The sequence below is a fragment of the Halorubrum sp. AS12 genome, assembly GCF_051122765.1.
GTDB lineage: Archaea > Halobacteriota > Halobacteria > Halobacteriales > Haloferacaceae > Halorubrum > Halorubrum trapanicum.
Map to the genome: position 1 here is coordinate 2,478,261 of NZ_CP185385.1, position 21,377 is coordinate 2,499,637.

The 21,377-nt window shown below is 68.8% G+C and carries 23 protein-coding genes, 1 tRNA gene and 2 pseudogenes; 16 read left to right on the plus strand and 10 right to left on the minus strand.

Features of this window, described 5'->3' with window-relative positions:
- The first annotated feature begins 132 nt into the window (after positions 1-132).
- The 5 genes from ACODNG_RS12635 (at position 133) to ACODNG_RS12655 (ending at position 5,620) form a co-directional block, all read left to right on the plus strand.
- Positions 133-603 (plus strand): MoaD/ThiS family protein, encoded by a 471-nt coding sequence (locus tag ACODNG_RS12635; protein ID WP_434521594.1) that lies wholly within the window; start codon positions 133-135, stop codon positions 601-603.
- A gap of 129 nt (positions 604-732) precedes the next feature.
- Entirely contained in the window at positions 733-1,845 is a 1,113-nt protein-coding gene (locus ACODNG_RS12640; RefSeq protein ID WP_434521595.1) for a BMP family lipoprotein, read from the plus strand.
- 51 nt (positions 1,846-1,896) lie between these two features.
- Entirely contained in the window at positions 1,897-3,480 is a 1,584-nt protein-coding gene (locus ACODNG_RS12645; protein WP_434521596.1) for an ABC transporter ATP-binding protein, read from the plus strand.
- Positions 3,477-4,610, plus strand: a complete 1,134-nt coding sequence (locus tag ACODNG_RS12650) for an ABC transporter permease (RefSeq protein ID WP_434521597.1) — start codon at positions 3,477-3,479, stop codon at positions 4,608-4,610. The genes ACODNG_RS12645 and ACODNG_RS12650 overlap by 4 nt, the downstream gene beginning before the upstream one ends.
- Complete coding sequence (locus tag ACODNG_RS12655; protein WP_434521598.1) at positions 4,607-5,620, plus strand: ABC transporter permease; 1,014 nt, start codon at positions 4,607-4,609, stop codon at positions 5,618-5,620. Before ACODNG_RS12650 ends, ACODNG_RS12655 begins: the two co-directional genes overlap by 4 nt.
- 288 nt (positions 5,621-5,908) lie before the next feature.
- Here the strand turns inward: ACODNG_RS12655 and ACODNG_RS12660 are convergent.
- The 4 genes from ACODNG_RS12660 to ACODNG_RS12675 all read right to left on the minus strand — a co-directional run bounded on the left by ACODNG_RS12660 (position 5,909) and on the right by ACODNG_RS12675 (position 7,240).
- Positions 5,909-5,993 (minus strand) — tRNA-Leu (locus ACODNG_RS12660).
- A 58-nt stretch (positions 5,994-6,051) separates the two neighbouring features.
- Positions 6,052-6,429 carry a ferredoxin gene (locus tag ACODNG_RS12665; protein WP_434521599.1) on the minus strand — a complete coding sequence of 126 codons (378 nt, stop codon included), beginning with the start codon at positions 6,427-6,429 and terminating at the stop codon, positions 6,052-6,054.
- Between the two features lie 84 nt (positions 6,430-6,513).
- A complete protein-coding gene (locus ACODNG_RS12670; protein WP_434521600.1) occupies positions 6,514-6,753 on the minus strand; it encodes a DUF7508 domain-containing protein in 240 nt (79 codons plus the stop codon).
- 28 nt (positions 6,754-6,781) lie between these two features.
- Complete coding sequence (locus ACODNG_RS12675; protein ID WP_434521601.1) at positions 6,782-7,240, minus strand: DUF5796 family protein; 459 nt, start codon at positions 7,238-7,240, stop codon at positions 6,782-6,784.
- Positions 7,241-7,408: 168 nt separating this feature from the next.
- On the opposite strand from ACODNG_RS12675, the gene ACODNG_RS12680 reads away from it, so the two are divergent.
- From ACODNG_RS12680 to ACODNG_RS12700, 5 genes and pseudogenes are all read left to right on the plus strand, one after another.
- Entirely contained in the window at positions 7,409-8,776 is a 1,368-nt protein-coding gene (locus ACODNG_RS12680) for a hypothetical protein (protein WP_434521602.1), read from the plus strand.
- Complete coding sequence (locus ACODNG_RS12685) at positions 8,773-9,234, plus strand: hypothetical protein (protein ID WP_434521603.1); 462 nt, start codon at positions 8,773-8,775, stop codon at positions 9,232-9,234. Before ACODNG_RS12680 ends, ACODNG_RS12685 begins: the two co-directional genes overlap by 4 nt.
- Positions 9,231-9,879, plus strand: a pseudogene (locus ACODNG_RS12690) (hypothetical protein). Before ACODNG_RS12685 ends, ACODNG_RS12690 begins: the two are co-directional and overlap by 4 nt.
- A 73-nt stretch (positions 9,880-9,952) precedes the next feature.
- A complete protein-coding gene (locus ACODNG_RS12695) occupies positions 9,953-10,846 on the plus strand; it encodes a shikimate kinase (RefSeq protein WP_434521604.1) in 894 nt (297 codons plus the stop codon).
- 37 nt (positions 10,847-10,883) lie between these two features.
- A complete protein-coding gene (locus ACODNG_RS12700) occupies positions 10,884-11,177 on the plus strand; it encodes a chorismate mutase (RefSeq protein WP_209547075.1) in 294 nt (97 codons plus the stop codon).
- A gap of 28 nt (positions 11,178-11,205) precedes the next feature.
- Here ACODNG_RS12700 and ACODNG_RS12705 read toward each other — a convergent pair whose 3' ends face one another.
- The gene (locus ACODNG_RS12705) at positions 11,206-11,601 is read right to left on the minus strand and encodes a CopG family ribbon-helix-helix protein (RefSeq protein ID WP_434521605.1); all 396 of its coding nucleotides are present in this window, start codon (positions 11,599-11,601) and stop codon (positions 11,206-11,208) included.
- 103 nt (positions 11,602-11,704) lie between these two features.
- On the opposite strand from ACODNG_RS12705, the gene ACODNG_RS12710 reads away from it, so the two are divergent.
- Together ACODNG_RS12710 and ACODNG_RS12715 are read left to right on the plus strand one after the other, a co-directional pair.
- Complete coding sequence (locus ACODNG_RS12710; RefSeq protein ID WP_434521606.1) at positions 11,705-12,598, plus strand: hypothetical protein; 894 nt, start codon at positions 11,705-11,707, stop codon at positions 12,596-12,598.
- A gap of 84 nt (positions 12,599-12,682) precedes the next feature.
- The gene (locus tag ACODNG_RS12715) at positions 12,683-13,588 is read left to right on the plus strand and encodes an MOSC domain-containing protein (RefSeq protein WP_434521607.1); all 906 of its coding nucleotides are present in this window, start codon (positions 12,683-12,685) and stop codon (positions 13,586-13,588) included.
- A gap of 22 nt (positions 13,589-13,610) precedes the next feature.
- On the opposite strand, the gene ACODNG_RS12720 is transcribed toward ACODNG_RS12715, so the two are convergent.
- Positions 13,611-14,540 carry a hypothetical protein gene (locus tag ACODNG_RS12720; protein WP_434521608.1) on the minus strand — a complete coding sequence of 310 codons (930 nt, stop codon included), beginning with the start codon at positions 14,538-14,540 and terminating at the stop codon, positions 13,611-13,613.
- A 93-nt stretch (positions 14,541-14,633) separates the two neighbouring features.
- The gene (locus ACODNG_RS12725) at positions 14,634-15,503 is read right to left on the minus strand and encodes a CheF family chemotaxis protein (RefSeq protein ID WP_434521609.1); all 870 of its coding nucleotides are present in this window, start codon (positions 15,501-15,503) and stop codon (positions 14,634-14,636) included.
- A gap of 248 nt (positions 15,504-15,751) precedes the next feature.
- On the opposite strand from ACODNG_RS12725, the gene fer reads away from it, so the two are divergent.
- From fer to ACODNG_RS12740, 3 genes are all read left to right on the plus strand, one after another.
- Positions 15,752-16,141 carry a ferredoxin Fer gene (gene fer, locus ACODNG_RS12730; protein ID WP_434521610.1) on the plus strand — a complete coding sequence of 130 codons (390 nt, stop codon included), beginning with the start codon at positions 15,752-15,754 and terminating at the stop codon, positions 16,139-16,141.
- Positions 16,142-16,361: 220 nt separating this feature from the next.
- Positions 16,362-16,775 carry an Htur_1727 family rSAM-partnered candidate RiPP gene (locus ACODNG_RS12735; protein WP_434521611.1) on the plus strand — a complete coding sequence of 138 codons (414 nt, stop codon included), beginning with the start codon at positions 16,362-16,364 and terminating at the stop codon, positions 16,773-16,775.
- Positions 16,772-18,007 (plus strand): TIGR04347 family pseudo-SAM/SPASM protein, encoded by a 1,236-nt coding sequence (locus ACODNG_RS12740; RefSeq protein ID WP_434521612.1) that lies wholly within the window; start codon positions 16,772-16,774, stop codon positions 18,005-18,007. Before ACODNG_RS12735 ends, ACODNG_RS12740 begins: the two co-directional genes overlap by 4 nt.
- Positions 18,008-18,209: 202 nt before the next feature.
- Here ACODNG_RS12740 and ACODNG_RS12745 read toward each other — a convergent pair whose 3' ends face one another.
- Positions 18,210-18,818: a helix-turn-helix domain-containing protein gene (locus ACODNG_RS12745; protein WP_434521613.1), complete on the minus strand. Its 609-nt coding sequence runs from the start codon at positions 18,816-18,818 to the stop codon at positions 18,210-18,212.
- A 135-nt stretch (positions 18,819-18,953) separates the two neighbouring features.
- Positions 18,954-20,001: pseudogene (locus ACODNG_RS12750) on the minus strand (hypothetical protein).
- Positions 20,002-20,118: 117 nt separating this feature from the next.
- Here ACODNG_RS12750 and ACODNG_RS12755 point away from each other — a divergent pair.
- On the plus strand, positions 20,119-20,952 hold the full coding sequence (locus ACODNG_RS12755; protein WP_434521614.1) for a geranylgeranylglycerol-phosphate geranylgeranyltransferase: 834 nt from the start codon (positions 20,119-20,121) through the stop codon (positions 20,950-20,952).
- 99 nt (positions 20,953-21,051) lie between these two features.
- Here ACODNG_RS12755 and yciH read toward each other — a convergent pair whose 3' ends face one another.
- Positions 21,052-21,345 carry a stress response translation initiation inhibitor YciH gene (yciH, locus tag ACODNG_RS12760; protein WP_004046732.1) on the minus strand — a complete coding sequence of 98 codons (294 nt, stop codon included), beginning with the start codon at positions 21,343-21,345 and terminating at the stop codon, positions 21,052-21,054.
- Positions 21,346-21,377: the final 32 nt, after the last annotated feature.

The window sequence follows — 21,377 nt, forward strand, 5'->3', positions numbered from 1 at the left end:
CGAACTGGCGGACTCCCGGACGCGCTTCGCGCGGTAACGGTCCCGCTCGCCCGACTCCGCTCCGCCGTGGCCGAACTCCCTGCGAACATGTTCGTGACCCGTCTTACCCGGAACGGTCGCGTACGCCCGCGTATGGCCCAGACCAGCGAGATGGCAGACCCGCCCGCGGCCGAGTCGGACCGGAGCGCGGCCGAAACGGAACCTGGCGGCGACGAGGCGGAAGCGACCGCGACCGAGGCGGAGACGACCGTCACCGTCCGGTGTACCGGGCACGTGCGCACGGAACTCGGCGTGTACGAGTTCGAGTACACCTTCGAGGGCAACACCCTCCGCGCGTTCCTCGACGAGCTGTTCGAGGACTACCCCCAGCTCCAGGACATGCTGATCGCGGAGTCCGAATCGGACGCGACCCACAGCGGCTGGGCGCCGACGCCGGAGGAGCTTCCGGGGACGTGGTCGAAGAACCCTGTCGGCGAGCAGACCATCGCGTACGCCCGGATCCTCGTGAACGGTCACTTCAACGAGAACGAGCAGGGCTTCGACACGGAACTCGAGGATGGCGACCGCGTCGCGCTCGTCTACCCGTTCATGTTCTGCTGTTAACGCGGCTACATTCGGAGTATTCGGGATCAGTCTCCTCGCTCACGGTCGTCTCTGAGAATCCGTGATTAGTGACATCGTCAGTTAATACGCAAATTTATAATGAGGGATGTGAGAGTAACAGACACACCCATGACAGATAGACTAACACACTCCGACGAATCGACGGGTATCAGCCGGCGGACAGTCCTCGCGTCCGGTGGAACGCTCGCGACCGCGACGGTGTTTGCCGGCTGCCTCAGCGGCGGCGGCGACGGAGGGGACGGCGGAGACGGCGGGTCGACGACACAAGTCGCGATCATCTCCAGCCCCGCAGGCTTCGACGACAACGCGTTCAACGACAACGCGGTTCAGGGGTTAGAGGAGGCGTCTGAGGAGTTTGACCTTGAGTACACGACCGTCGAGGAGACCCAGGAGGCCCAGTACGAGTCGGTTCAGGCCGACGTGGCCGAGAGCGGGTACGACCTTATCGTCTGCGTCGGCGACAACCACACCGACCCGCTGACGACCAACGCGAGCGAGTATCCCGACCAGAACTGGATGCTCATCAACAACATCGTTGAAGGCGCCGACAACGTCTCGGGCTGGATCGAGATGAACAACGAGATGTCGTTCCTCGCGGGCGTCGCCGCGGGCGTGATGACCCAACAGGAGTTCGAGTACGAGGGCAGTTCTACCGACCCCGACGGGTCAACCGTCGGCTTCGTCGGCGGCGAGGACATCCCGCTCATCAACGCGTTCGAGCAGTCCTACATCGAGGGCGTCGCGTGGATCGACGATGGCATCGAGGTTCTCACCGGCTACGGCGGAAGCTTCTCGGACACCGGCGCGGCGAACGACGTCGCCGAGTCCCAGATCGACGACGGGGCAGACATCGTCTGGCACGCCGCCTCAGCGGCCGGCGGGGGTGTCTTCTCGGCGGCGCAGGACAACGGGCGGTTTGCGCTCGGCGTCGACGTCGACCAGTCCGTCACCGAAGACCAGTATCAGGACGTGATCCTCGGTTCTGCGGTCAAGGCGCTCAACGAGGCCACCTACACCGTCTCCGAAGCGGTTGTCAACGGGAACTTCGACGAGTACGTCGGTGAGCAGAACCTCAGCGTCGCACAGGGCAGCATCGACTTCGTCGTCGGACAGGCGTTCGAGGGCGACCTTCCCGACGCGCTTACTCAGCGCATCGATGAGGCGAAGACCGGCTTCGAGAACGACGAGATAGACCTCACCTGCGGTCCGACGAGCTGCTGACGGCGCCCCCCTCGTCCGAATTTATCACCCACCCACCCACTATGAGAATCTATGACGCGTGACGGATCCGCGGTACGCCTCGAAGGAATCACGAAGCGCTTCGGCGATATCGTCGCGAACGACGATGTCGACTTCACGCTCGAGAGCGGATCCATCCACGCCCTTCTCGGCGAGAACGGTTCAGGAAAGACGACGCTGATGAGCGTTCTGTACGGGCTGTACGACCAGGACAGCGGAACGATCCGCGTGAACGGAGAGGCGCGGACGTTCGAGTCGCCGCGGGACGCGATGAACGCGGGGATCGGGATGATCCACCAGCACTTCCAACTCGTAAAACCGATGACGGTGCTTCAGAACATCGTCCTCGGTCACGAGCCGACGACGAACGGACTCGTCGACGACGCGAGCGCCAGGGAGGAGGTCGAAGCGATCTGCTCGCGGTACGGCTTCGACGTCGACCGGTTCCTCGACACGCCCGTGGAGGACCTCGATCTCGGCGCGCAACAGCGGGTCGAGATCGTCAAGAGCCTCTATCGAGGCGCGGACGTGCTCGTACTCGACGAGCCGACCGCGGTGCTCACGCCGCAGGAGGTCGACGGGCTGATGGACGTGATGAACGACCTCCGGGCGGACGGCTGCTCGCTGATCTTCATCTCACACAAGCTCGACGAGGCTCTGGAAATCGCCGACGACATTACCGTCCTCCGGGACGGGGAGGCAGTCGGGACGGTTTCGGCGGTCGGGACGACAGAGCAAGACCTCGCGCGGATGATGGTCGGCCGCGAGGTACTGTTCGACCGTCTCGAACGCGAGGGGACCGCGGGGGATCCCGTCCTCGGCGTCGAGGGGCTTCACGTGCGGGGCGACCGCGGCCAAGAGCAGGCCGCGGGCGTCGACTTCACCCTCCGCGAGGGCGAGATTCTCGGTGTGGCGGGAGTCCAAGGCAACGGACAGAGTGAGCTCATCGAGGGTATCACGGGGCTCCGGCGACCGTCGTCGGGGACGGTTCGGCTCCGCGGGACCGACATCACGGACCGGAGCCGACGCGATCGGATCGAAGACGGGATCGCGTATATTCCCGAGGACCGACAGACGGAGGGGCTCGTTCAGGAGTACTCCCTCTACCGGAACGCGCTCCTCGGCAACCAGACGATCGATCCGTACGCGAAAAACGGCGTCATCGACTGGGAGGCGGTCCGCGCTCACGCCGAGGACGTCATCGAGGAGTACGACGTTCAGCCTCCTGACTCGGAAACCGACGCGGAGTCGCTGTCCGGCGGGAACCAGCAGAAGTTCATCGTCGGGCGCGAGATCGGTCACGACCCGGACGTCTTGGTCGCCTCGCATCCGACCCGCGGTGTCGACATCGGCTCGATCGAGTTCATCCACAACCGGCTGATCGAGCTCCGGGACCGGGGGATCGGTATCCTGGTCGTCTCCTCGAAGCTTGAGGAGATACAGAAGCTCTCAGACCGCATCGCGGTGATGTACGAGGGCAGGTTCGCTGACGTCGTCGACCCGGATTCGGTCTCCGAGTCCGACCTCGGTCTCCTGATGACGGGAGGAACGCTCGACGACGAGGGCGCGTCCGGCGACTCGGAATCGACCGACGCCGACGGAGGTGTCACGTCGTGAGCGGTTCCGAGAGGGGTCGGGTTCGGGGCGCTCTCGACGCCGCCGCAGACAGGCTTCTCGACGCGACGGTCCTCGAACGCGTCGGGATCGCGACCGCGTCGACGGCGTTGGCGCTTCTCATCGGACTCGTCATCGCGGCCGTCGCCGGCTACGACTCGGTCCAGTTCGCCAGACAGCTCTTGGTCGGTGCGTTCGGGAGCGAGCGCGCCATCGCTCGCACGCTGCGGGGCACGACGCTGTTCGTGTTGACCGGCGTCGCGGTCGCGGTCGCGTTCCGCGCCGGCGTGTTCAACATCGGCGTTCAGGGACAGTTCGTCGTCGGCGGGTTCGCGACCGTCGTCTCGATCATCTGGCTGGCGTCGTTCGTGCCGGCCGGCACGGTCGGCGGAGTCGTCCTGATGATCCTCGGCACTTTCGTCGGCGTCGCCGCCGGCGGCCTCTACGGGGCACTCCCCGGCGTGATGAAGGCGTACGGGGACGCAAACGAGATTATCACGACGATCATGCTGAACTTCATCGCCATCGGTCTCGTCGGCTGGCTCGTCTCGGGTCCGTTCGGCGACCCCGAGGCGACCGCGACTCGAACCAGGCGCCTCCCGGAGAGCGTGGAGCTCCCACAGGCGGTCTTCGGCGATCCGAACCTCTCTATCGTCGGTATTCTCGTCATGCTCGGCGTCGTCGGGCTCGTCGCCGTGATCATGACTCGAACCCGGTTCGGATACGATATGGTGACGAGCGGGTACCAGGACACCGCGGCGACGTACTCCGGGGTCGACGCAAAGCGGATGGTCATCTCGACGATGGCGCTCTCCGGAATGGTCGCGGGGCTGACGGGCGCGCTCTTCGCGATTATGATTCAAGGCTACTACACTGACCCCTCCGGCATCGGCAACTACGGCTTCGACGCGATCGCCGTGAGCCTGCTCGCCGCCAACAACCCGATCGGGGTCCTCCCCGCGGGCCTGCTGTTCGGCGGGCTCGAGTCCGCGGGATCGCACGTACAGATAAATAGCGACATCCCCGTCCAACTGATCGACGGAATCGTGGGACTCGTCGTCCTCTTCGTCGCCGCCCCGGAGCTGTTTCGGATGATCGCCTACCGGACGGGACTCGGGGGTGACGGCGAGTGAGCGTCTCCGACCTCGTCGAGTCCGGCTGGGTCCGGATCGGTGGCCTCTCCCTCGGGGCCTTGGCGGTGATCGCCGCCGTCCTCACGGTCGGACTCGACGTGGACCTCTCCCGAATCGTCACGCGGGGGTTCGTGACGCGGTCGCTTGAGATGGCGACGCCGATCGCGCTCGCGGCGGTGGGCGGACTGTACGCCGAAAAAAGCGGCGTGTTCAACATCGGGCTTGAGGGGTTCATGATCCTCGGCGCGTTCATCACGGCCGGAACGATGTTCGTGCTCGGCGGCACGTCACCGACGCAGGCTGACGTCTGGACCGCCGTCCTCGTCGCGGTCGTCGTCTCGATAGTCCTCACGACGCTCTTCGCCGTCCTGTTGATCCGGTACAAGGCCGATCAGATCGTCGCCGGGCTGGCCGTCTGGTTCATCGGACTCGGCTTCGCCCCGTTCGCGGCCGCGCTCCTGTGGGGGAGCCGCTCCAGCCCCGGACTCACCAGCGTCGAGAAGCTGGCGTTCGGACAGTCGCCGCTGGTGTTTATCACCGTCCTGCTCGTCGGCGCGGCTTGGGTGGTCCTCTACCGGACCCGGTACGGTTACTGGGTACAAGCCGCCGGCGAGAACCCCGAGGCGCTCGACACCGCCGGCGTCGACGTCAACCGCGTCCGCTACGCGACGGTGATCTTCTCCGGTGCGATGGCTGGGTTCGCAGGTGCCGTGCTGCTCGCTCACGCCGGGAACTTCGTGGGGGCCGGTTCGACGATGGTCGACGGCCGCGGCTGGATCGCCATCGTCGCGTACCTGTTCGGCAACTACAACCCGGTCGGAGCCGCGGCCGCGGCACTCCTCTTCGGCGCTCTGGACATGCTGAACGTTCAGTTCCAGACGGTCGGCATCGAGGTCCCGGCGCGGCTCATCAACCTGCTCCCGTACGCTGCGGTGCTCGTGGTGCTCACGGTGTGGGGGAAGACGCGGGTCCCGTCCGTCGTCGGTGACCCCTACGAAACCGAGGAGTAGCTCTCCCGCGCTCACGACGTGGGGAGGGGGTTCGAGTCCCGCGCTCGGATCGCCGTGCCATCCGGTACGCTCTTCAGAATTCGCCACGCGTCGTCCGAGCTATTAGGTTTGTAAGGCAACGATTTAGATCAAACACCTGCGGCTCGCGAAGTGCTCGCCGCAGGAGTGCGGGGGAAGGGATTCGAACCACGGTCGCTCCCGTTCGCTCGCTACGCTCGCTCACCTCCCGCTCCCTGGTTGGAATCCCATTTCTGATTGCTGCTGCTCGCGAGTTGCTCGCAGCAGCAATGCGGGGGAAGGGATTCGAACCCTCGAACCTCTACAGGAGCGGATCTTAAGTCCGCCGCTTTTGGCCAGGCTCAGCCACCCCCGCGCGGATTCGGGTATCCGCGGCGAGGTGAAACGCCTTTCGGAACACCGGGCCGAACGCGCTACCAGTCGACCGAGAGCGTCCCGTCGCCGTGCGGATCCGGCGCTATCTCCTCGTCCGTCCGGCGGTCGACGACGTGGATCACGCCCGCCTCCTTCTTGGCGGGACACGCCTCGGCCGCGCGGACGTTCTCCTCCAAGTCGTCCTCGCCGATGTAGTACGTCTCCGGCTTCGCCATCCCGCTCACCACGTCCATCACCCAGTTGTCCGCGACCTCCGCGCACTTCCCCGCCCCGAAGCACTTGTTCGCCTCGAAGACGATCTTGTAGGGCTTCTCCTCGATCGGCGGTCCCTCGCCGCCGAGGTCGCTGGCGCGGAGCACCTCGTCGCCGCCGTCGGTCTCGGCCTCGTCGCCGTCGGTCTCGGCCTCGTCGCTCATGTCGCTCCCTCGGCGGCCGCGGGACTTTCGTCTGTCGGTCGTTCCCGCGCGCTCGGGACGGTCACGTCGAGGCGGACGAGGCGGTCACTCCTCGACGTGTTCCGCGAGCAGGCGCTCGGCGTGGTCGAGCGAGTCGGCCAACTCCCACCGGACCTTCGCGGCGTCGCCGTACGCGAGCGCCTCCTTCAGTTCGTCGTGGAGGATCCCGGTTCCGAATCCCACCGTCTCGCCGTCGGCGTCCCCGAGTTCGTACAGCGCGTAGCGGTTCGGGACGCTCCCGACCGTCGAGCGGTCGAGGTCGCGCCAGGGTTTCGCGAGGCTCATCTGATAAGCGTTGTCGGCGTCGCCGCGGTTACCGGTGGGCGTCGAGCCCGTCTTCGGGACCCTCGACGATCTCGTAGCTCCCCTCGGTCCACCCGTCCTCGACGAAGACGAACACGCGCCCGCCGGCGATTTCGGGGTCGGCCACGACCTCGTTGCGCTGGCCGTCGCGGCCGACGATCACGCCGGGGAACACCTCGTCGCGCTCGCCGTCCTCGACGATGACGCGGCCGACGCCGGAGTCTTCGAGGATCTCGTCGTCGGTCTTGTAGTCGTTCACGTACGTCATCACGCCCTCCGTCTCCGTGGGGTCGGTGACGAGGACGTGGGTCTCCTTGCCGGGACCGGCGGTCACCGACCCCTCGGCCGACTCGGGGACGCCCCGGTAGAGGGTCGTCCGCCCGTCGAGGTACTCGACGACGATGCCCTCCTCGCGGAGGTCGACGCCGATCGATGTCGGCGGCACGTCGCTGCGTGATGGCGCGGACATACGCCACGCTCCGGGTGCCGGCCTCAAAAGGAACGCGCTCGGGCCTCGCGCCGGACCGCGCCGCCAGCGACCGGCGGGAGCGCCTCGATCCCCGCCGAGCGCCGGGGCGCCCTCAGCTGCGAGAATCGGCGTGCCACATTTAAGTTCCTACCGCGGGGAGTGCGTGTCATGGAACGGACGCGACGGACGCTTCTGGGGGTCGGCGCCGCCCTCGTCGGGACCACCGGGTGTCTCGGCGTCGAGGGCGTCGAGTACCCCGACGCCCCCGAGGGTGCCGACGCGCCGGGCGACGACGGCGACTCCGACGATGACCCGCCCGATGACGGCCCTCCCGACGATCCGGCGGACGCCGACGGCGACCCGCCGGCGGCGAACCCCGCGCTGGCGGACGCGACCCGCGCGGTCGTCGACGACGCGGTGTGGTTCGCGACCGAGTACCCGGACGCGGTCGCGACCTACCGCAACGCCGTCGCCGACGCGGTCTCGACCGTCCGATCGGTCCGCGAAACCGTCGACGAGGAGGCGACGATCACGGCCGAACAGGTGGAGGAGGTCGCGGCCGCCGGCGAGACCGCTGCCTCGCGGGCGGCGGACGCCCTCGAACCCCACTTCTCGCCCGGGCCGCGGATCCGCGCCCGCGTCGACCCTCACCTCGACGTTCTGCGGGATTTCGCGTCCCGCGACGACGTTGACCGCGCTCTTGAGGAACTCGACCGCATGCGCACCGACCTCGCGAGCATCGGGACCGCCATCTACGTCGAGGAGGAGTTCTCCCGAGACCCGATTCACAACCGTCTGTTCCGTCGGCTGCTGGCGCCGCTGCCGACGGACGACGGGGAGCGCGGGCGCGTCACGTCCGGGACGCTCGTCGAACTCGCCGTCGCGAGCCGCGGCTTCTCGACGTTCGCGCACCGGCCGTACGGCGACGAACTCGACCGCGACGACGTGCCGCGGATCTACGGCGACGCGTTCGCTCCCGAGCGACAACGAGAACTGCGCGCCCGGCTCGGCCCGATCCCGCAGTCGGCGGACCGGATCGAGGAGCTGTTCGTCGCGTTCGCGGACCGCCCTTCCGCGGGGAACCGACGCCGAGAGGCGTTCGAGGGCTGGGCCCGCGAACTCGACGGCGTTCCGGCCTACGTCCAGCGGTATCCGGACGCGGAGACCGCCGAGGCGCGGCTCTCGACCGCTCTCGAAGGGGGGTCGACGGAGGGGCGAGCCGCCATCGACCCCGAGGCGACGCTCGCCGGCTCCGACTTCAGCGGGAACAGTTCGGCGACCGAAAACGACACCGCCGCCGACGGCGGAAGCGAGGAGCGTGCCGACGTCGACGACGGCCCGACCGCCTGGTACCGCTTCTACCACCGCGAGGCGGAGGGCGAGCGGTACGGGTTCGACGAGCACGCCGGCGTCCAGTACGGCTACGTCGTCCGGGCGGGGGAGTTCCTCCTCGCGACCGGCTTCTCCGGCGACGCGTGGGAGGAGCGGACCGGCTGGCACGGCAGACTGCGGCACGGGTGGGTGAGCGGCGCGTGAACGCGAACGAAGTCGGTCTCGTGGCCGCGGTCTTCGCGCTCGTTGGCGCCGGCGTCGGCATCGTCGGCGCGGCCGCGACGGGCTGGGCGGAGGCCGCGTTGGCGACCGCCGCGACCGGCGAGACCGCGCGGTTCGGGCCGGTGTTCGTCGCGCAGTCGTACCTCGCGGTGACCGCGACCGTCCTCGTCGCCGCGGTCCCGCTGGCCGGGGTCCTCGGCGTGCTCGTCGGGTCTCGCGCCCGCGGGGTCGTCTCCGCGGCGACGACCTGCGGACTCGGAACCGGTCTCGGCGCGCTGGCGTACGGGCTGATCGCGGTCACGGTTATCGTCGTCTCGCAGGGCGACGCCGCGACACAGGCGCACGGGCTGGCCGACGCGCTCGTGCCGACGCTCGCGACGGCGTTCGTCTCCGGGGCCGTCGGCGCGTCGGCCGGAGTCCTCGGAGGATTGATGCGATGACCCGAAACCGGGACAGATTGGACTGCGACAACGACCGACCCGACCGACCCCTCCGACGCGCGTCGCGGCGGGGCGTCCTCGCGGCCGGGGCCGCCGGACTGCTCGCCGGCTGTCTCGTGACCTCGGAGGAGGAAGACGGCGCCGCCGCTCGACAGACGGACGACGGGACGGGGGGCGACGAATCGGACGACGACGGCGGGGGCGGCGACGACTCGGACGCGGGCGACAACGGGTCCGGCGGTGACGGTGGGGGATTCCGGCGGCGACGCCGAAACCCCGCCCGAGGAGGTCGGTCCCGACGGGTCCGGTCTCGTGGTCACCGACGCCACGGTGCTGGACGTAACGGAAAGCGGGGGACGGACGACGGTCGACGCTCGCCTGACCGTCGAGAACGCGGGTCGGTTCGTGTACGGGGTCGTCGAGTTCCGCGTCGACGCGTACCCGACGCCGGCTGGGTCGGACGAGCGCGACTCCGTCGGGTTCGGGAATGTCACGCGTCGTTTCCCGTCAGACGACCGATTCGACGGGTCGCGGACACGGCAGTTCACGGTGGAGATCACGTTCCCGAGCCGACGGAGCAACGTTCGGCCCGAGCCGGACCGATACGCGGTCGACGCGGCGGTCAGGCGCGCGGAGCCGGTCTGAGACCCCGGTCGGCCCCCGCCGAGAGACTCGCCGTGATCGCTACCTCTTTGTCCGCGCTCGCGAGCGTGAACCCATGGAGGGACGGGCGGCGGCGCTCGGCGCCGGAACCGTGTTAAACGCGCTCGCGACCGGTACGGGCGCGGCGTTCGGCATCGACGTCGAGACGCGTGCGACCGTCGAACTCGACCCCGCGGCCGACGACGTCGCGGGCGAAATCGCCGAGGACGCCGACGCCGACACCGACCTGATCGAGCGCTGCGTCGCGCTCGCGACCGAGCGCTGGGGCGACGGCGAGGGCGGCACGGTCCGCACCGACAGCGACGTGCCGCTTGCGGCGGGGCTGAAAAGCTCTAGCGCGGCCGCCAACGCGACCGTCCTCGCGACCTGCGACGCGCTCGGACTTGCGGTCGGCGACGACCGGGACGACCCCGCGGTCGACGTCACCCGCCTCGCGGCCTGCCGGCTCGGCGTGCGCGCGGCCCGCGAGGCCGGCGTCACGGTCACCGGGGCCTTCGACGACGCGACCGCGTCGATGCTCGGCGGCGTCACCGTCACCGACAACGACGCCGACGAACTGCGGGTCCGCGAGACGGTCGACTGGGACGTGCTCGTCTGGACCCCGGCCGAGCGGGCGTACAGCGCGGACGCCGACGTGGCGCGCTGTCAGGCCGTGGCGCCGATGGCCGACCTCGTCGCCGACCTCGCGCTCGACGGGCGGTACGGCGAGGCGATGACGGTGAACGGGCTGGCGTTCTCGGCCGCGCTCGGGTTCGACGCCGACCCCGCCGTCGAGGCGATGCCGCACGCGACCGCGGTGTCGCTCTCCGGCACCGGCCCGAGCGTCGTCGCCGTCGCGGCCCCCGACGACCCCGAGACCGACCTCGACGCGGTCGCCGACGCGTGGGGCGACCGCCCCGGGACGCTGCGACGAACGACGACCAGAAACGACGGCGCGGCCGTCGAGTGAGTACCCGCGAGCAGATCACCGACCGACCCCACTACCAATGAGCGACACACCCAACACCGAGGACCGGAGCCTCGACGAACTGCGACACGAGATCGAGGACATCGACCGCGAGATCGTCGAACTGATCGCCCGGCGGACCTACGTCGCCGACACCGTGGCGGCCGTGAAAGACGAACGAGACCTCCCGACAACCGACGAGGGCCAAGAGGAGCGCGTGATGGAGCGCGCCGGCGAGAACGCCGAGCGCTTCGACGTGGACGCCAATCTCGTGAAGGCAATCTTCCGGCTGCTGATCGAGTTGAACAAGGTCGAACAGCGGGAGAGCCGTTAGCGTCTTCGCGGGTCGACGCGGCTCCGCCCTACCCGTCGCCGTCGCGGATCAGCATCACCTTCACCCGGCGAACGGCGTCGAAGTCGCGGAGCCGGTACGTCAGTTCGCGAACGCGCTCGGCGTCCCCGCGGCAGAACAGCGACTCGAGACACCACTCGCCCTGATGGGTGTGGCTCGTGTTGAGTATCACGTCTTGGTACTCGTGTTGGGCGCCGTGAAGCTCTCGGATGACCTCGTGGTGGCGGTAGTCGAAGCCGACGAGCGCGACGACCTCCCCGGACGTCTCCTCGAGCCGCGAGTGCGACTCGACGAACTCCAGCATCGCCTCTCGGACCGCCCGCGACCGGTTCTCAATCCCCTCGTCTCGCCACGCCCGGTCGAACTCCTCGATCAGTCCGTCGGGGATGTTGAAACTCGTTCGCATCACCTCGTCGTCGAGGCCCCGGACACAAGAGGTTCGTTATGACGATTCCCCCGGTTCGGTACTAACAACCGCTAAACGGCTCCGTTCCCGACCCTCGCGCAAGATGCTCCCAAGCGAACTGTTCGGACCGCTCGCGGGCGCGATCCTGCTCGGCGCGATTCACGGTATCGAACCCGGGCACGGCTGGCCCGTCGCCGCCTCCTACGCGCTCGATCAGACCAACAAGTGGCTGTACGGGCTCGCGGCGAGCGCCATCATCGGCTTCGGTCACCTCGTCAGCAGCATCGCGATGGTTGCCGCCTTCTTCTACGCGAAGAACTACTTCGATCTCACGCAGGTCAACGAGCCGATCACGGTGCTCGGCGGCGTTCAGATCGGCGGGCCGGTCAGTCTCGTGGCCGGCGTGCTGCTGATCGGTCTCGGCGTCCGCGAGTACTTCCACGGGCACTCGCACGAGTCTCCCGGCGAGGCGCACGACCACGACTCGGAAGGTGATCACGGCCACCACGACGGACACGACGGCCACGACGGGCACGACCACAGCCACGACGAGCACAACCACAGCCACGACGGCCACGATCGCCACGACGGGCACGACCACGATCATTCACACGACCACGACGACGGCGGCGGACGCCTCGCCCAGCTGAAGGGGCTTCTCCCGTTCGTCGGCGGCCACTCCCACTCGCACGACAGCTTCGACGAGAGCGCTGATCGGGGACTCCTCGGCATCGCGTGGTTCGCGTTCGTCCTCGGGTTCGCCCACGAGGAGGAGTTCGAGATCATCGCGCTGTGTGCCGGGTCGAACTACTGTCTCGAACTGATGGGCGCGTACGCGCTGACGGTGATCGCGGGCATCGTCGGACTGACGATGCTGTTGATCGCGGGCTACCACCGCTCGCAGGAACGGGTCGAGCGGTACACGCCGTACCTCCCCGCGTTCTCCGCGGCGGTTCTCATCGTTATGGGTCTCGGGTTCATCGCCGGGCTGTTCTGACCCGCCGGTCCCCTCCGGAACCGGTGCGACGGGACCCGTCTCGGTCGGCCGATCGCTTTTGGTCTGCCCCGCCGAACCCCGGGTATGACACGCGTCGCCGAACTCGTCGCCTACCCGCTGAAGTCCTGTGACGGCGTCGCCGTCGACCGCGCCACGATCGGTCCCGAGGGCGCGCTCCGCGGCGACCGCTCGTACGCGCTCGTCGAGGCCGGCGTCGACCCCGACTCGGCCTCCGTCGGCGGTGGCGGCGGCTACGTGAACGGGAAAAGCGAGCCGGCGGTCCACGGACTCAGCGCCGAGTACGACCTCGCGGGACCGACGGACGCGACGCCGACGGCCGTGACGCTCTCGCGGCCGGAGACGGAGCGCGCCCCCGCGGACGAGCGCACCTTCGCGCTCCCCGACGAGGGCGACGCCCTGGCCGACTGGGTCGGCGAGTACCTTGGGTACGCGGTCGACCTCGTCCGCGATTCGTCCGGCGGCTTCCCCGACGACCGCGCCGCGCACGGCCCGACGGTCGTCTCACGGGCGACCTTGGAGACGGTCGCGTCGTGGTTCGACGGCATCGCGGACGCGACGGAGATGCGCCGTCGGCTCCGTCCGAACGTCGTCTTCGACGACTGCCCCGCGTTCTTCGAGGACCGCCTGTTCGCGGACCACGGAGAGGGGGTCCGCGTCGCGGTCGGCGAGACTGAGCTGATCGGCGTCAACCCCTGCCAGCGCTGCGTCGTCCCCTCCCGCGACCCGGACACGGGCGACGAGATCGAGGGGTTCCGCGAGCGGTTCATCCGGCGGCGCCGCGAGACGCTACCGGAGTGGACGGAAAGCGACCGCTTCGACCACGACTTCCGGCTGATGGTCAACACCGTCGTTGAGGAGCGCTCGTGGGGAGACGCCCTCGCCGTCGGCGACGAGGTCACTGTCGAGGGGGTCGTCGCGGTCGACGAGAACGGGACGCCGATCGCCGAGAGCGAATCTACGGCGGAGTAGTCGGACGGGGAGCCGCGACGCGTCAGCGGCCGCCGTCGGTCATCGCGACCGGTTCGTCGCCGTCGCCGTCGCCGTCGGCGTCGGGGACCTCTTCCGCCGCGGACTCACCGGTCGACGCGGGGTCGACCGCGGTGTCCGTGACGCCGAACTGCGTCCACAGGGTGGCGACGACGACCGCGTACGCGACCAGGTCGTAGTGGACCGCGCCCTCCAGCCCGGTGAACGCGACCAGCGTGCTGTACCCGTAGAGGGCGACGACGCTCCCGACGAACGCGATCTCGTTGGTGAACCGACCGTCACGCACCGCCGCGAGCGCGCGGCGGATTGTGGGACCGCAGGCGACGAGGAACGCGATCCCGGAGAGTGCGCCGAGGTTCACGAAGAAGTGCGTCGTCATCTGCGAGTCGAGGATCGACTGAAGGTACTGGACCGTCACGGGGTCGTAGAACAGCCACTCGACGCGGGTCGGGTACAGCACCGCGACGTACGGCGTCGCGACCATCAGGCCGAAGAGGACCGCGACCGCGACGCGGGCCGACGCGAACTGCGAGGCGCGTCGCGCCTCGAACGCGTCGTCGCCGGGCGCGACGACCAGTCCGCAGTCCACTAGGACCTCCCGGAGCGCGTCGCGCGACAGCGACGGGTCGTGGTGGACGCCCACCGTCCCGTTGCGCCGCGTCGCCGAGGCGGCGCTGACCCCGTCGACGTCGCGGAGGACCTCCTCCAGCAGCCCCTCGCGGCGGTCGGTGTCGATCCCCTCGACCGAGAACGTGTCGTGGTCGTGGGTCTCCGGGACGCGGGCGACCCGCGGTCCCGAGTCGCTGCCGTCGGTCGCGGTCGTCTCGCCCCCGGGCGCGTCCACCTCCCCCGCCCCGTCGGGCGCGTCGATTCCCCGCTCGCGGACCACGGCGTCGAGCGGCGTCTCGCCGCCGCGGTGGTCGCGGCCTGACATGAGAGACACCTACGGTTACAAGAGCTTGAAACTTCCCCCGAGCGGACGCGTCGCGTGCGGCCGCGAACGGCGCGGTCCGACTATCTCCCGCTATCAGGCGTTGACCGATTCGAGGTACGAACTCACGATCATCTGGCCCTTGCGGGTGAGCGTGGTCCCGCTCTCGCCGTCGGCCACGAGGCCGGCCTCGCGCAGCGAGTCGAGGATCATCGACGTCTGGGTGACGTCGCCGGTGACGACGTCCGCGATGTTCGCCTCGCCGCCCGCGGAGTAGATGGAGACGAGGATCTCCAGCTGCTCTTCGGTCGGGTCGAACGAGTCGAGGTCCTCCATCGCCTCGTCGTACTCGATCTTGATGTACCGACCGAGGATGTTGAGCGCCCGCTCGTTCGGGACGGTCGTGATCGACGTGACCGTCCGGTCGTCGGCGACGTGGCGGAAGACGAGTGCCGGTCGCTTCTTTCCGCCGAGGGTGCGGTCGGTGCGCTCGTAGTCGATCACGGCGGAGAGGTCGACGGTGAACGGTTCAGGGCAGTCGTCGAACCGTATCTCGCCCGGCGACACCGACACCGAGGCGCGGTGGTCGGTCGCGTCCGTGACGCGGCCGCCGACCTTCGCCGGGTGTCGCACCGTGACCGTGACGTTCCGCAACAGCAGCTTGAACAGCAGCCGGACGAACCGGTCCATGTCCTCGGGTTCCCCTTCGACCAGCGCAGAGCGACGCGACCCGTCGCGGTCGTACGCGACGGTGACGCTGTCGTTGAAAAACGAGCGCAGGTCGCCGGGGACGCTCCCGACGACGACGTCGAACACCCGCGCGAGCGGGATCGTCTCCTTGCCGTCGTCCGTCGCGAGGACCAGTCGCTTCTGGCTCAACAGCACGCGACCGGTCACCGGCTCGTCGGTCTGTAGGCTCGCCGCGTGAACGCGGCCGACGAAGTCGGCGACGACGGACTCCTCCATCGATACTACCTGAGCGCCGTACGCTATTTATTGTTTCTCACGTCGTATCAGTCGTGATAACGAACTGTCACGCGAGCGCCGACGGACCGACGGGGTTCGTCGAGCGCGGCGCGATACGTCGGCGTGCCCCGGAGGTTGCCGGGATCGCTGCGGTCGGTCGAACGTGTTCGGCCGCGCGGCCCTGCTCTCCGGGGGCGACAAGTGGGGAACAGCAAAGCCTAATGAGGTGGGCTTCAAACCGGCAGGTGATGCCCACAGTAGAATACCTCAACTACGAAGTGCTCGACGACCACGGCTGGTCGATGGACGACGACGACCTCTTCGAGGCGGCCGCCGACGCCGACCTCGACGACGAGGACTACGGTACCCTCGAAGTCAACCAGGGCGAGTACATCCTCGAATCGGCCGAGGCCCAGGGCTACGACTGGCCCTTCTCGTGTCGCGCCGGCGCGTGTGCGAACTGCGCGTCCATCGTCAAGAAGGGCGACATCGACATGGACATGCAGCAGATCCTCTCCGACGAAGAGGTCGAGGAGAAGAACGTCCGCCTCACCTGTATCGGGAGTCCGGCTACCGACGAGGTCAAGATCGTCTACAACGCGAAACACCTCGACTACCTGCAGAACCGCGTCATCTGATCGGCTCTCTACTGCGGTGACAGGCCGCTCTCACGCGGGATCGCGTCGCTCGCGGTCCCCGAATCTCACTCCGCTTCGGTAGCGATGAGCCTGCCGCTCGCTACCCGTCTCCCAAATGGGTCGCGTCTCATCCTTCAGGCTCGCCCGAACGGGTTCGGGCGAATTTCGCGGCCGTGAGAACGCGCGAAACCCCGTTCGGGGGACCGTCCGTACGGGGCGTATGGTCGAGAAGACGGACCGAAGCGAGGATGCGAACGGCCCCAGGTCGGCCGACGGTCGCCGGTTCAAGGTGTTCGTCCGCGAGGAGGAGTCGGACCCGCTCCGTCACGTCGGCACGGTGGCCGCGCCGACGCCGGACGTCGCCCACGAGGAGGCGAGCAAGCTCTTCGCGTGGTACGCCCGCGACGTGTGGGTGTGTCCGGCCGGGGAGGTGTCCCGGTACTCCGCGGAGTCGCTCGCTGACGACGGGAGAGAGGGCGACGAGTCGTCCGCAGACCCCGACGAGCCGCGCGTCTACGAGGAGACTGAGGGGACGCCGACCGCCTCCTGCGGCGGGGCGCCCGCGACCGACGCGGCCGACGCCGCCGACGCGACCGACACCGCCGACACCGACGACGCGGAGGGACCGCGATGATCTCCGTCAGCAAGCTGCTGTGCGGACTCGACGCCGAGAGCGACGGGCTCCGCTACGACGCGGCCGACGGCTCGAAGGAGCCGCAGATCACCGAGGAGAAACAGCGGCGCCCGGTCGTCGTCTGGAACACAACGAAGCGGTGTAACCTCTACTGCGAGCACTGCTACGCCGGCGCCGATGCCGAGGGCGCGCCGAACGAGCTGTCGACCGCCGAGGGGAAGGCGCTCATCGACGACCTCGCCGAGTTCGGCGTCCCGGTCCTGCTGTTCTCCGGCGGCGAACCCCTCGTTCGCGAGGACCTCGCGGAGCTTATCGCGTACGCCGACGACAGCGGGGTTCGCCCGGTGCTCTCGACGAACGGCACCCTCCTCACCCGCGAACGCGCCCGTGAACTGAAGCAGGCCGGTCTCAAGTACGCCGGCGTCTCGGTCGACGGGCTGCCCGAACGCAACGACCGGATCCGGGGCGAGGAAGGCGCGTTCGACGCCGCAGTCCGGGGAATCGAGGCCTGCCTCGACGTCGGTCTCAAGACGGGACTGCGGTACACGATCACGGAGCACAACGTCGACGACCTTGCGGGCGTCGTCGACCTGCTCGTCGACGTCGGCGTCGACCGCTTCTGCTTCTACCACCTCGACTACGGCGGCCGCGGCGCCGACATCTCGAACGTCGACCTGAGTCCGGAGGCGACCCGGAAAGCGGTCACCGACCTCTGTGACCTCACCCGCGAGTACCACGAGGCGGGCGAGGAGATAGAGACGCTGCTCGTCGGCAACTACGCCGACGCCGGCCACCTTGTCGAGTACGCCGACCGCGAGATGGGGACCGACCGCGCCCGGCTCATCTACCGGTACCTCCAGCGCAACGGCGGCGACCCGACCGGCGAGCGGGTCGCCGACGTCGACCCCGTCGGCAACGTCCACCTCACGCAGTTCTGGCAGGGGTACTCGCCCGGCAACGTCCGCGATCGGTCGTTCGGCGCCATCTGGTCCGACGAGTCGAACCCGCTCCTCTCCGGGCTTCGGGACCGGGAGGAGCGTCTCTCCGGCCGCTGTGCCGACTGCGCGTACCAGTCGATCTGCCGCGGCGGCTCGCGGCTCCGCGCGCTCTCGGCGCACGGCGACCCGTTCGCCCCGGATCCGAAGTGCTACCTCACCGAGGCGGAGCGCGCCGGCGAGGAGGCGCTCGCGCGGCTTGACGGGACCGACCGGTCCGCGCCCGCCGACGACTGAGCCGCTCCGGGCGGCGGTCGTCGCTATCGCCTACTCCTCGCCTCGCCCGTGGTCCCGGACTCCCCTCCTGTGCCGTACTTCGCCGAGAACCGTTCGGCGGGAACCTCCCGGCGGGTCGTCGTCGCTCATGGCCGGACGAAGAGCTCGGCGGCCCCTCCGCGTCCCGCTTCACGTGTCGCATCGCTTCAAGAGGCACCCGCGCTCACCGCTCGGCGTCATCGAAGACGTCCGTCACCAGCTTCGCCTGCGCGGTGCGGAGCCGCTGGGAGAGCGCGGACTTGCTGATCTCGAGCTCCTCGGCCAGGTCGCGCAGGCGCACGTCGCGGTCGTCGTCGAAGTAGCCGCGGACGACCGCGAGTTCGAGGCCGCGGCGCTGCTTCGGCGTCAGCGCGGAGAGGTCGAAGGTGACCTGCTCCGTCGCGTTCGGTCCCTCGACGACCGCGAGCCGGACGAGCCGCACCCGGTCGACGACGCCGCGCAGCTCGTCGACCAGACCGCGGACGGCGGCCCGGTCGTCGACGTACGCGGTCACGAGAATCGTCCCGTCCTCGACCCGCCGGAAGTGCGGCGCGCAGCCGAGCCGCCCGAACGCGTGACAGAGGCAGCCCTCGTCGACTTCGCCGGTTCCGCGGCGCACCTCCCCGTCCGGCGTCGTCACGTCGACGACGCACTCGTCGCCCACGGCGTTGACCGCCACCTCGGCGGCCTCGTCGGCCTCCGAGACGATCGGACAGCCGCTGTCGCCGGTCGGATCGACGTCGAGGTCGACCCGCAGACGGCGGTCGCCGTCGTCGCCGGCGGCGTCGGACATGTCAGTCGCTACGGACGGCGTCGGTTTTATTCTTCGGCGGATTCCCGAGATCCGGCGCGGCGGTCCGGGTCGGTTCGGAAAAAGCGGAGAGTAGGGGGAGAACGCGGGCACGTCGCCGCGTCGCTGCGTCCGGCGTCAGTCCTCGGACTCGGGGGCGGCCTCCTCGGCGGATTCGTCGGCTGCGCCGCCCGAATCAGATTCCTCGCCCTCCTCGGAGCGCGCGGCGACGAGGGCGCCGCTGGCGACGCTGTACATCGGCTCGTCGGCCGAGCGCACGCCGCTGATCGAGAACGGGATGTTCGCGTCCGCGAGGTGGTCGGCGAAGATGTCCTCGAACCCGTTCGGGCTGGAGGTGCCGCCGGTGACGACGACGGGCACGTCGAGGCCCTCCTCGACGTCCTCCTCGTCGACCTCGCGGGTGATGTTCTCGATGACGTAATCGAGCAGGTTCTCGTAGTAGATGGCGAGCGCGCCCTCGACGCCGCCCACGTCGGTGCGGAAGTCCAGCTCGAAGTCGTCCTCCTTGATGCTCGTCACCTTGTCGACCGGGGTGCCGGTCGCCTGCGAGGTCTGCTCGTCGACCCAGTCGCCCCCGCGGGCGATGGAGAACTTCATGACGGGCACCGCGTAGTAGGCGAGACAGACGTTCGTCATCCCCGCGCCGAAGGAGATCCCCAGCCCGGTGAAGTTGTTGTCGGCCAGCTCGGAGTAGATGACCGCCATCCCCTCGTTGATCGGCTCGGGGTCGTACCCCATGTCGCCGAGCATCGATTCGAGCGTCTTCTCGTGGTACAGCGTTGTCAGCCCGGAGTCGATCGGGTCCGCGGGGCTGGAGTAGAACAGCCGCTCGTTCGGCTTCGACGGCTCCCCGACCACCTGCTCGGTGATGAGCTTGATCATCGGGATCGCGGAGGCCTCGTCGCTGGAGAGGATTCCGTGTTCGCATCGGCCGGCGCGTCTCCTTGTTGAAGATGTTCGCGAAGTTGAGGGCGTCGTCGCCGACGACGTACACCTTGTCGTCCTTTCGGATGTGGAGGACCTCGCTGCGGGAGAGCATTTGTTCGGCCATGTCGCTGTACTCGATCTCGACGAACGAGTTGCGCTGCTGTACGAACACCGTCTCCGCGCCTTCCTGCCGTCCGGAGAGGATGTTCATCGTGCCGACGTCAAGGCCTTTGGCCATACGCGGCTATTTCATTTCGGACGTGATAAACGTTCGTGGGGGTACGGAGGTGCGGCGCGAGGCGCGTCGACCGATCCCGCACCGTTTATTTCTCGGGGGCGGGAGTACGCGGACGACGTGCGAGACACGCTCAGCGGTATCGTCGAACTCGCTCGCCTCGGCAACTGCGTCGCCGCCGGGACTCTCACGGCGACCGGCGCGTTCGTCGCGGGCGCGAGCGGCGCCGCCCTCCCGACCGCGCTCGCGGCCGTCACGACCGTCTTCGCGGTCGCCGCGGGCAACGCCATCAACGACTACTTCGACCGCGAGATCGACGCGGTCAACCGCCCCGACCGCCCCATCCCGCGCGGCGCCGTCTCCCCGCGGGTCGCGCTCGCGACCGCGATCGCCTGGTTCGCGGTCGCGGTCGCGGCCGCGGTCCGCCTCCCGCCGCTCTCGATCGGCATCGCCGCGGTGAACCTCGTCGCCTTGGTCACCTACACGAGCCTCTTCAAGGGGACGCCCGGTCTGGGCAACGCCCTGGTCGCCTACCTCGTCGGGTCGACGTTCCTCTTCGGCGGCGCCGCGGTCGGCAATCCCCGTTCTGTCCTCGTCCTCGCCGCGCTTGCCGGCCTCTCGACGTTCACCCGCGAGGTGATCAAAGACGTCGAGGACGTGGCCGGCGACCGCGAGGAGGGGCTTACCACGCTTCCAATCGCGGTCGGCGAGCGCCGCGCGCTGTGGATCGGCGCGGCCGCACTCGTCATCGCCGTCGCCGTCAGCCCGCTCCCGTACCTCTCCGGGACGCTCGGCGCGGCGTACCTCGCGGTCGTCGCGGTCGCCGACGCGGTCATGCTGTACGCGACCTACGAGAGCTTCGCCGACCCCGCCGCCGCGCAGCGCCGCTTCAAGTACGGCACGTTCCTCGCGGCGGCGGCGTTCGTCGTCGGTCGGGCCGCGGTGGTCGTCTGAGTCGGGCGAAGCGACGGCTCCGGGCCGGGACGGTCGGCGATAAAAACGGCCGCGGTTGCGGTTCGAATCGACGCTCGACGGCGGACGGTCAGGTGACGGTCACGCGACGTTGAAACCCTTGTCGCGGAGGAAGTCCTCCACGCGACCCGAGTGGTTCCCCTGGAGTTCGATGGCACCGTCCTCGACGGTGCCCCCGCAGGCGAACTTCGACTTGAGATCCGACGAGAGGGAGCTCATGTCAACGTCCTTCGGGTCGAATCCTTCGATGACCGTTACCTCCTTACCGTACCTGCGCTCGTCGATGCGGATGCTGATCTGCTGGGACTCTTTCGCGACGTCCTCGCAGACGCAGAGTTCCTGGGGCAGTCCGCACGTCGAGCAGACTTCCGACATTACAGCCCGAATCTACAGGACGCCCGTATTAA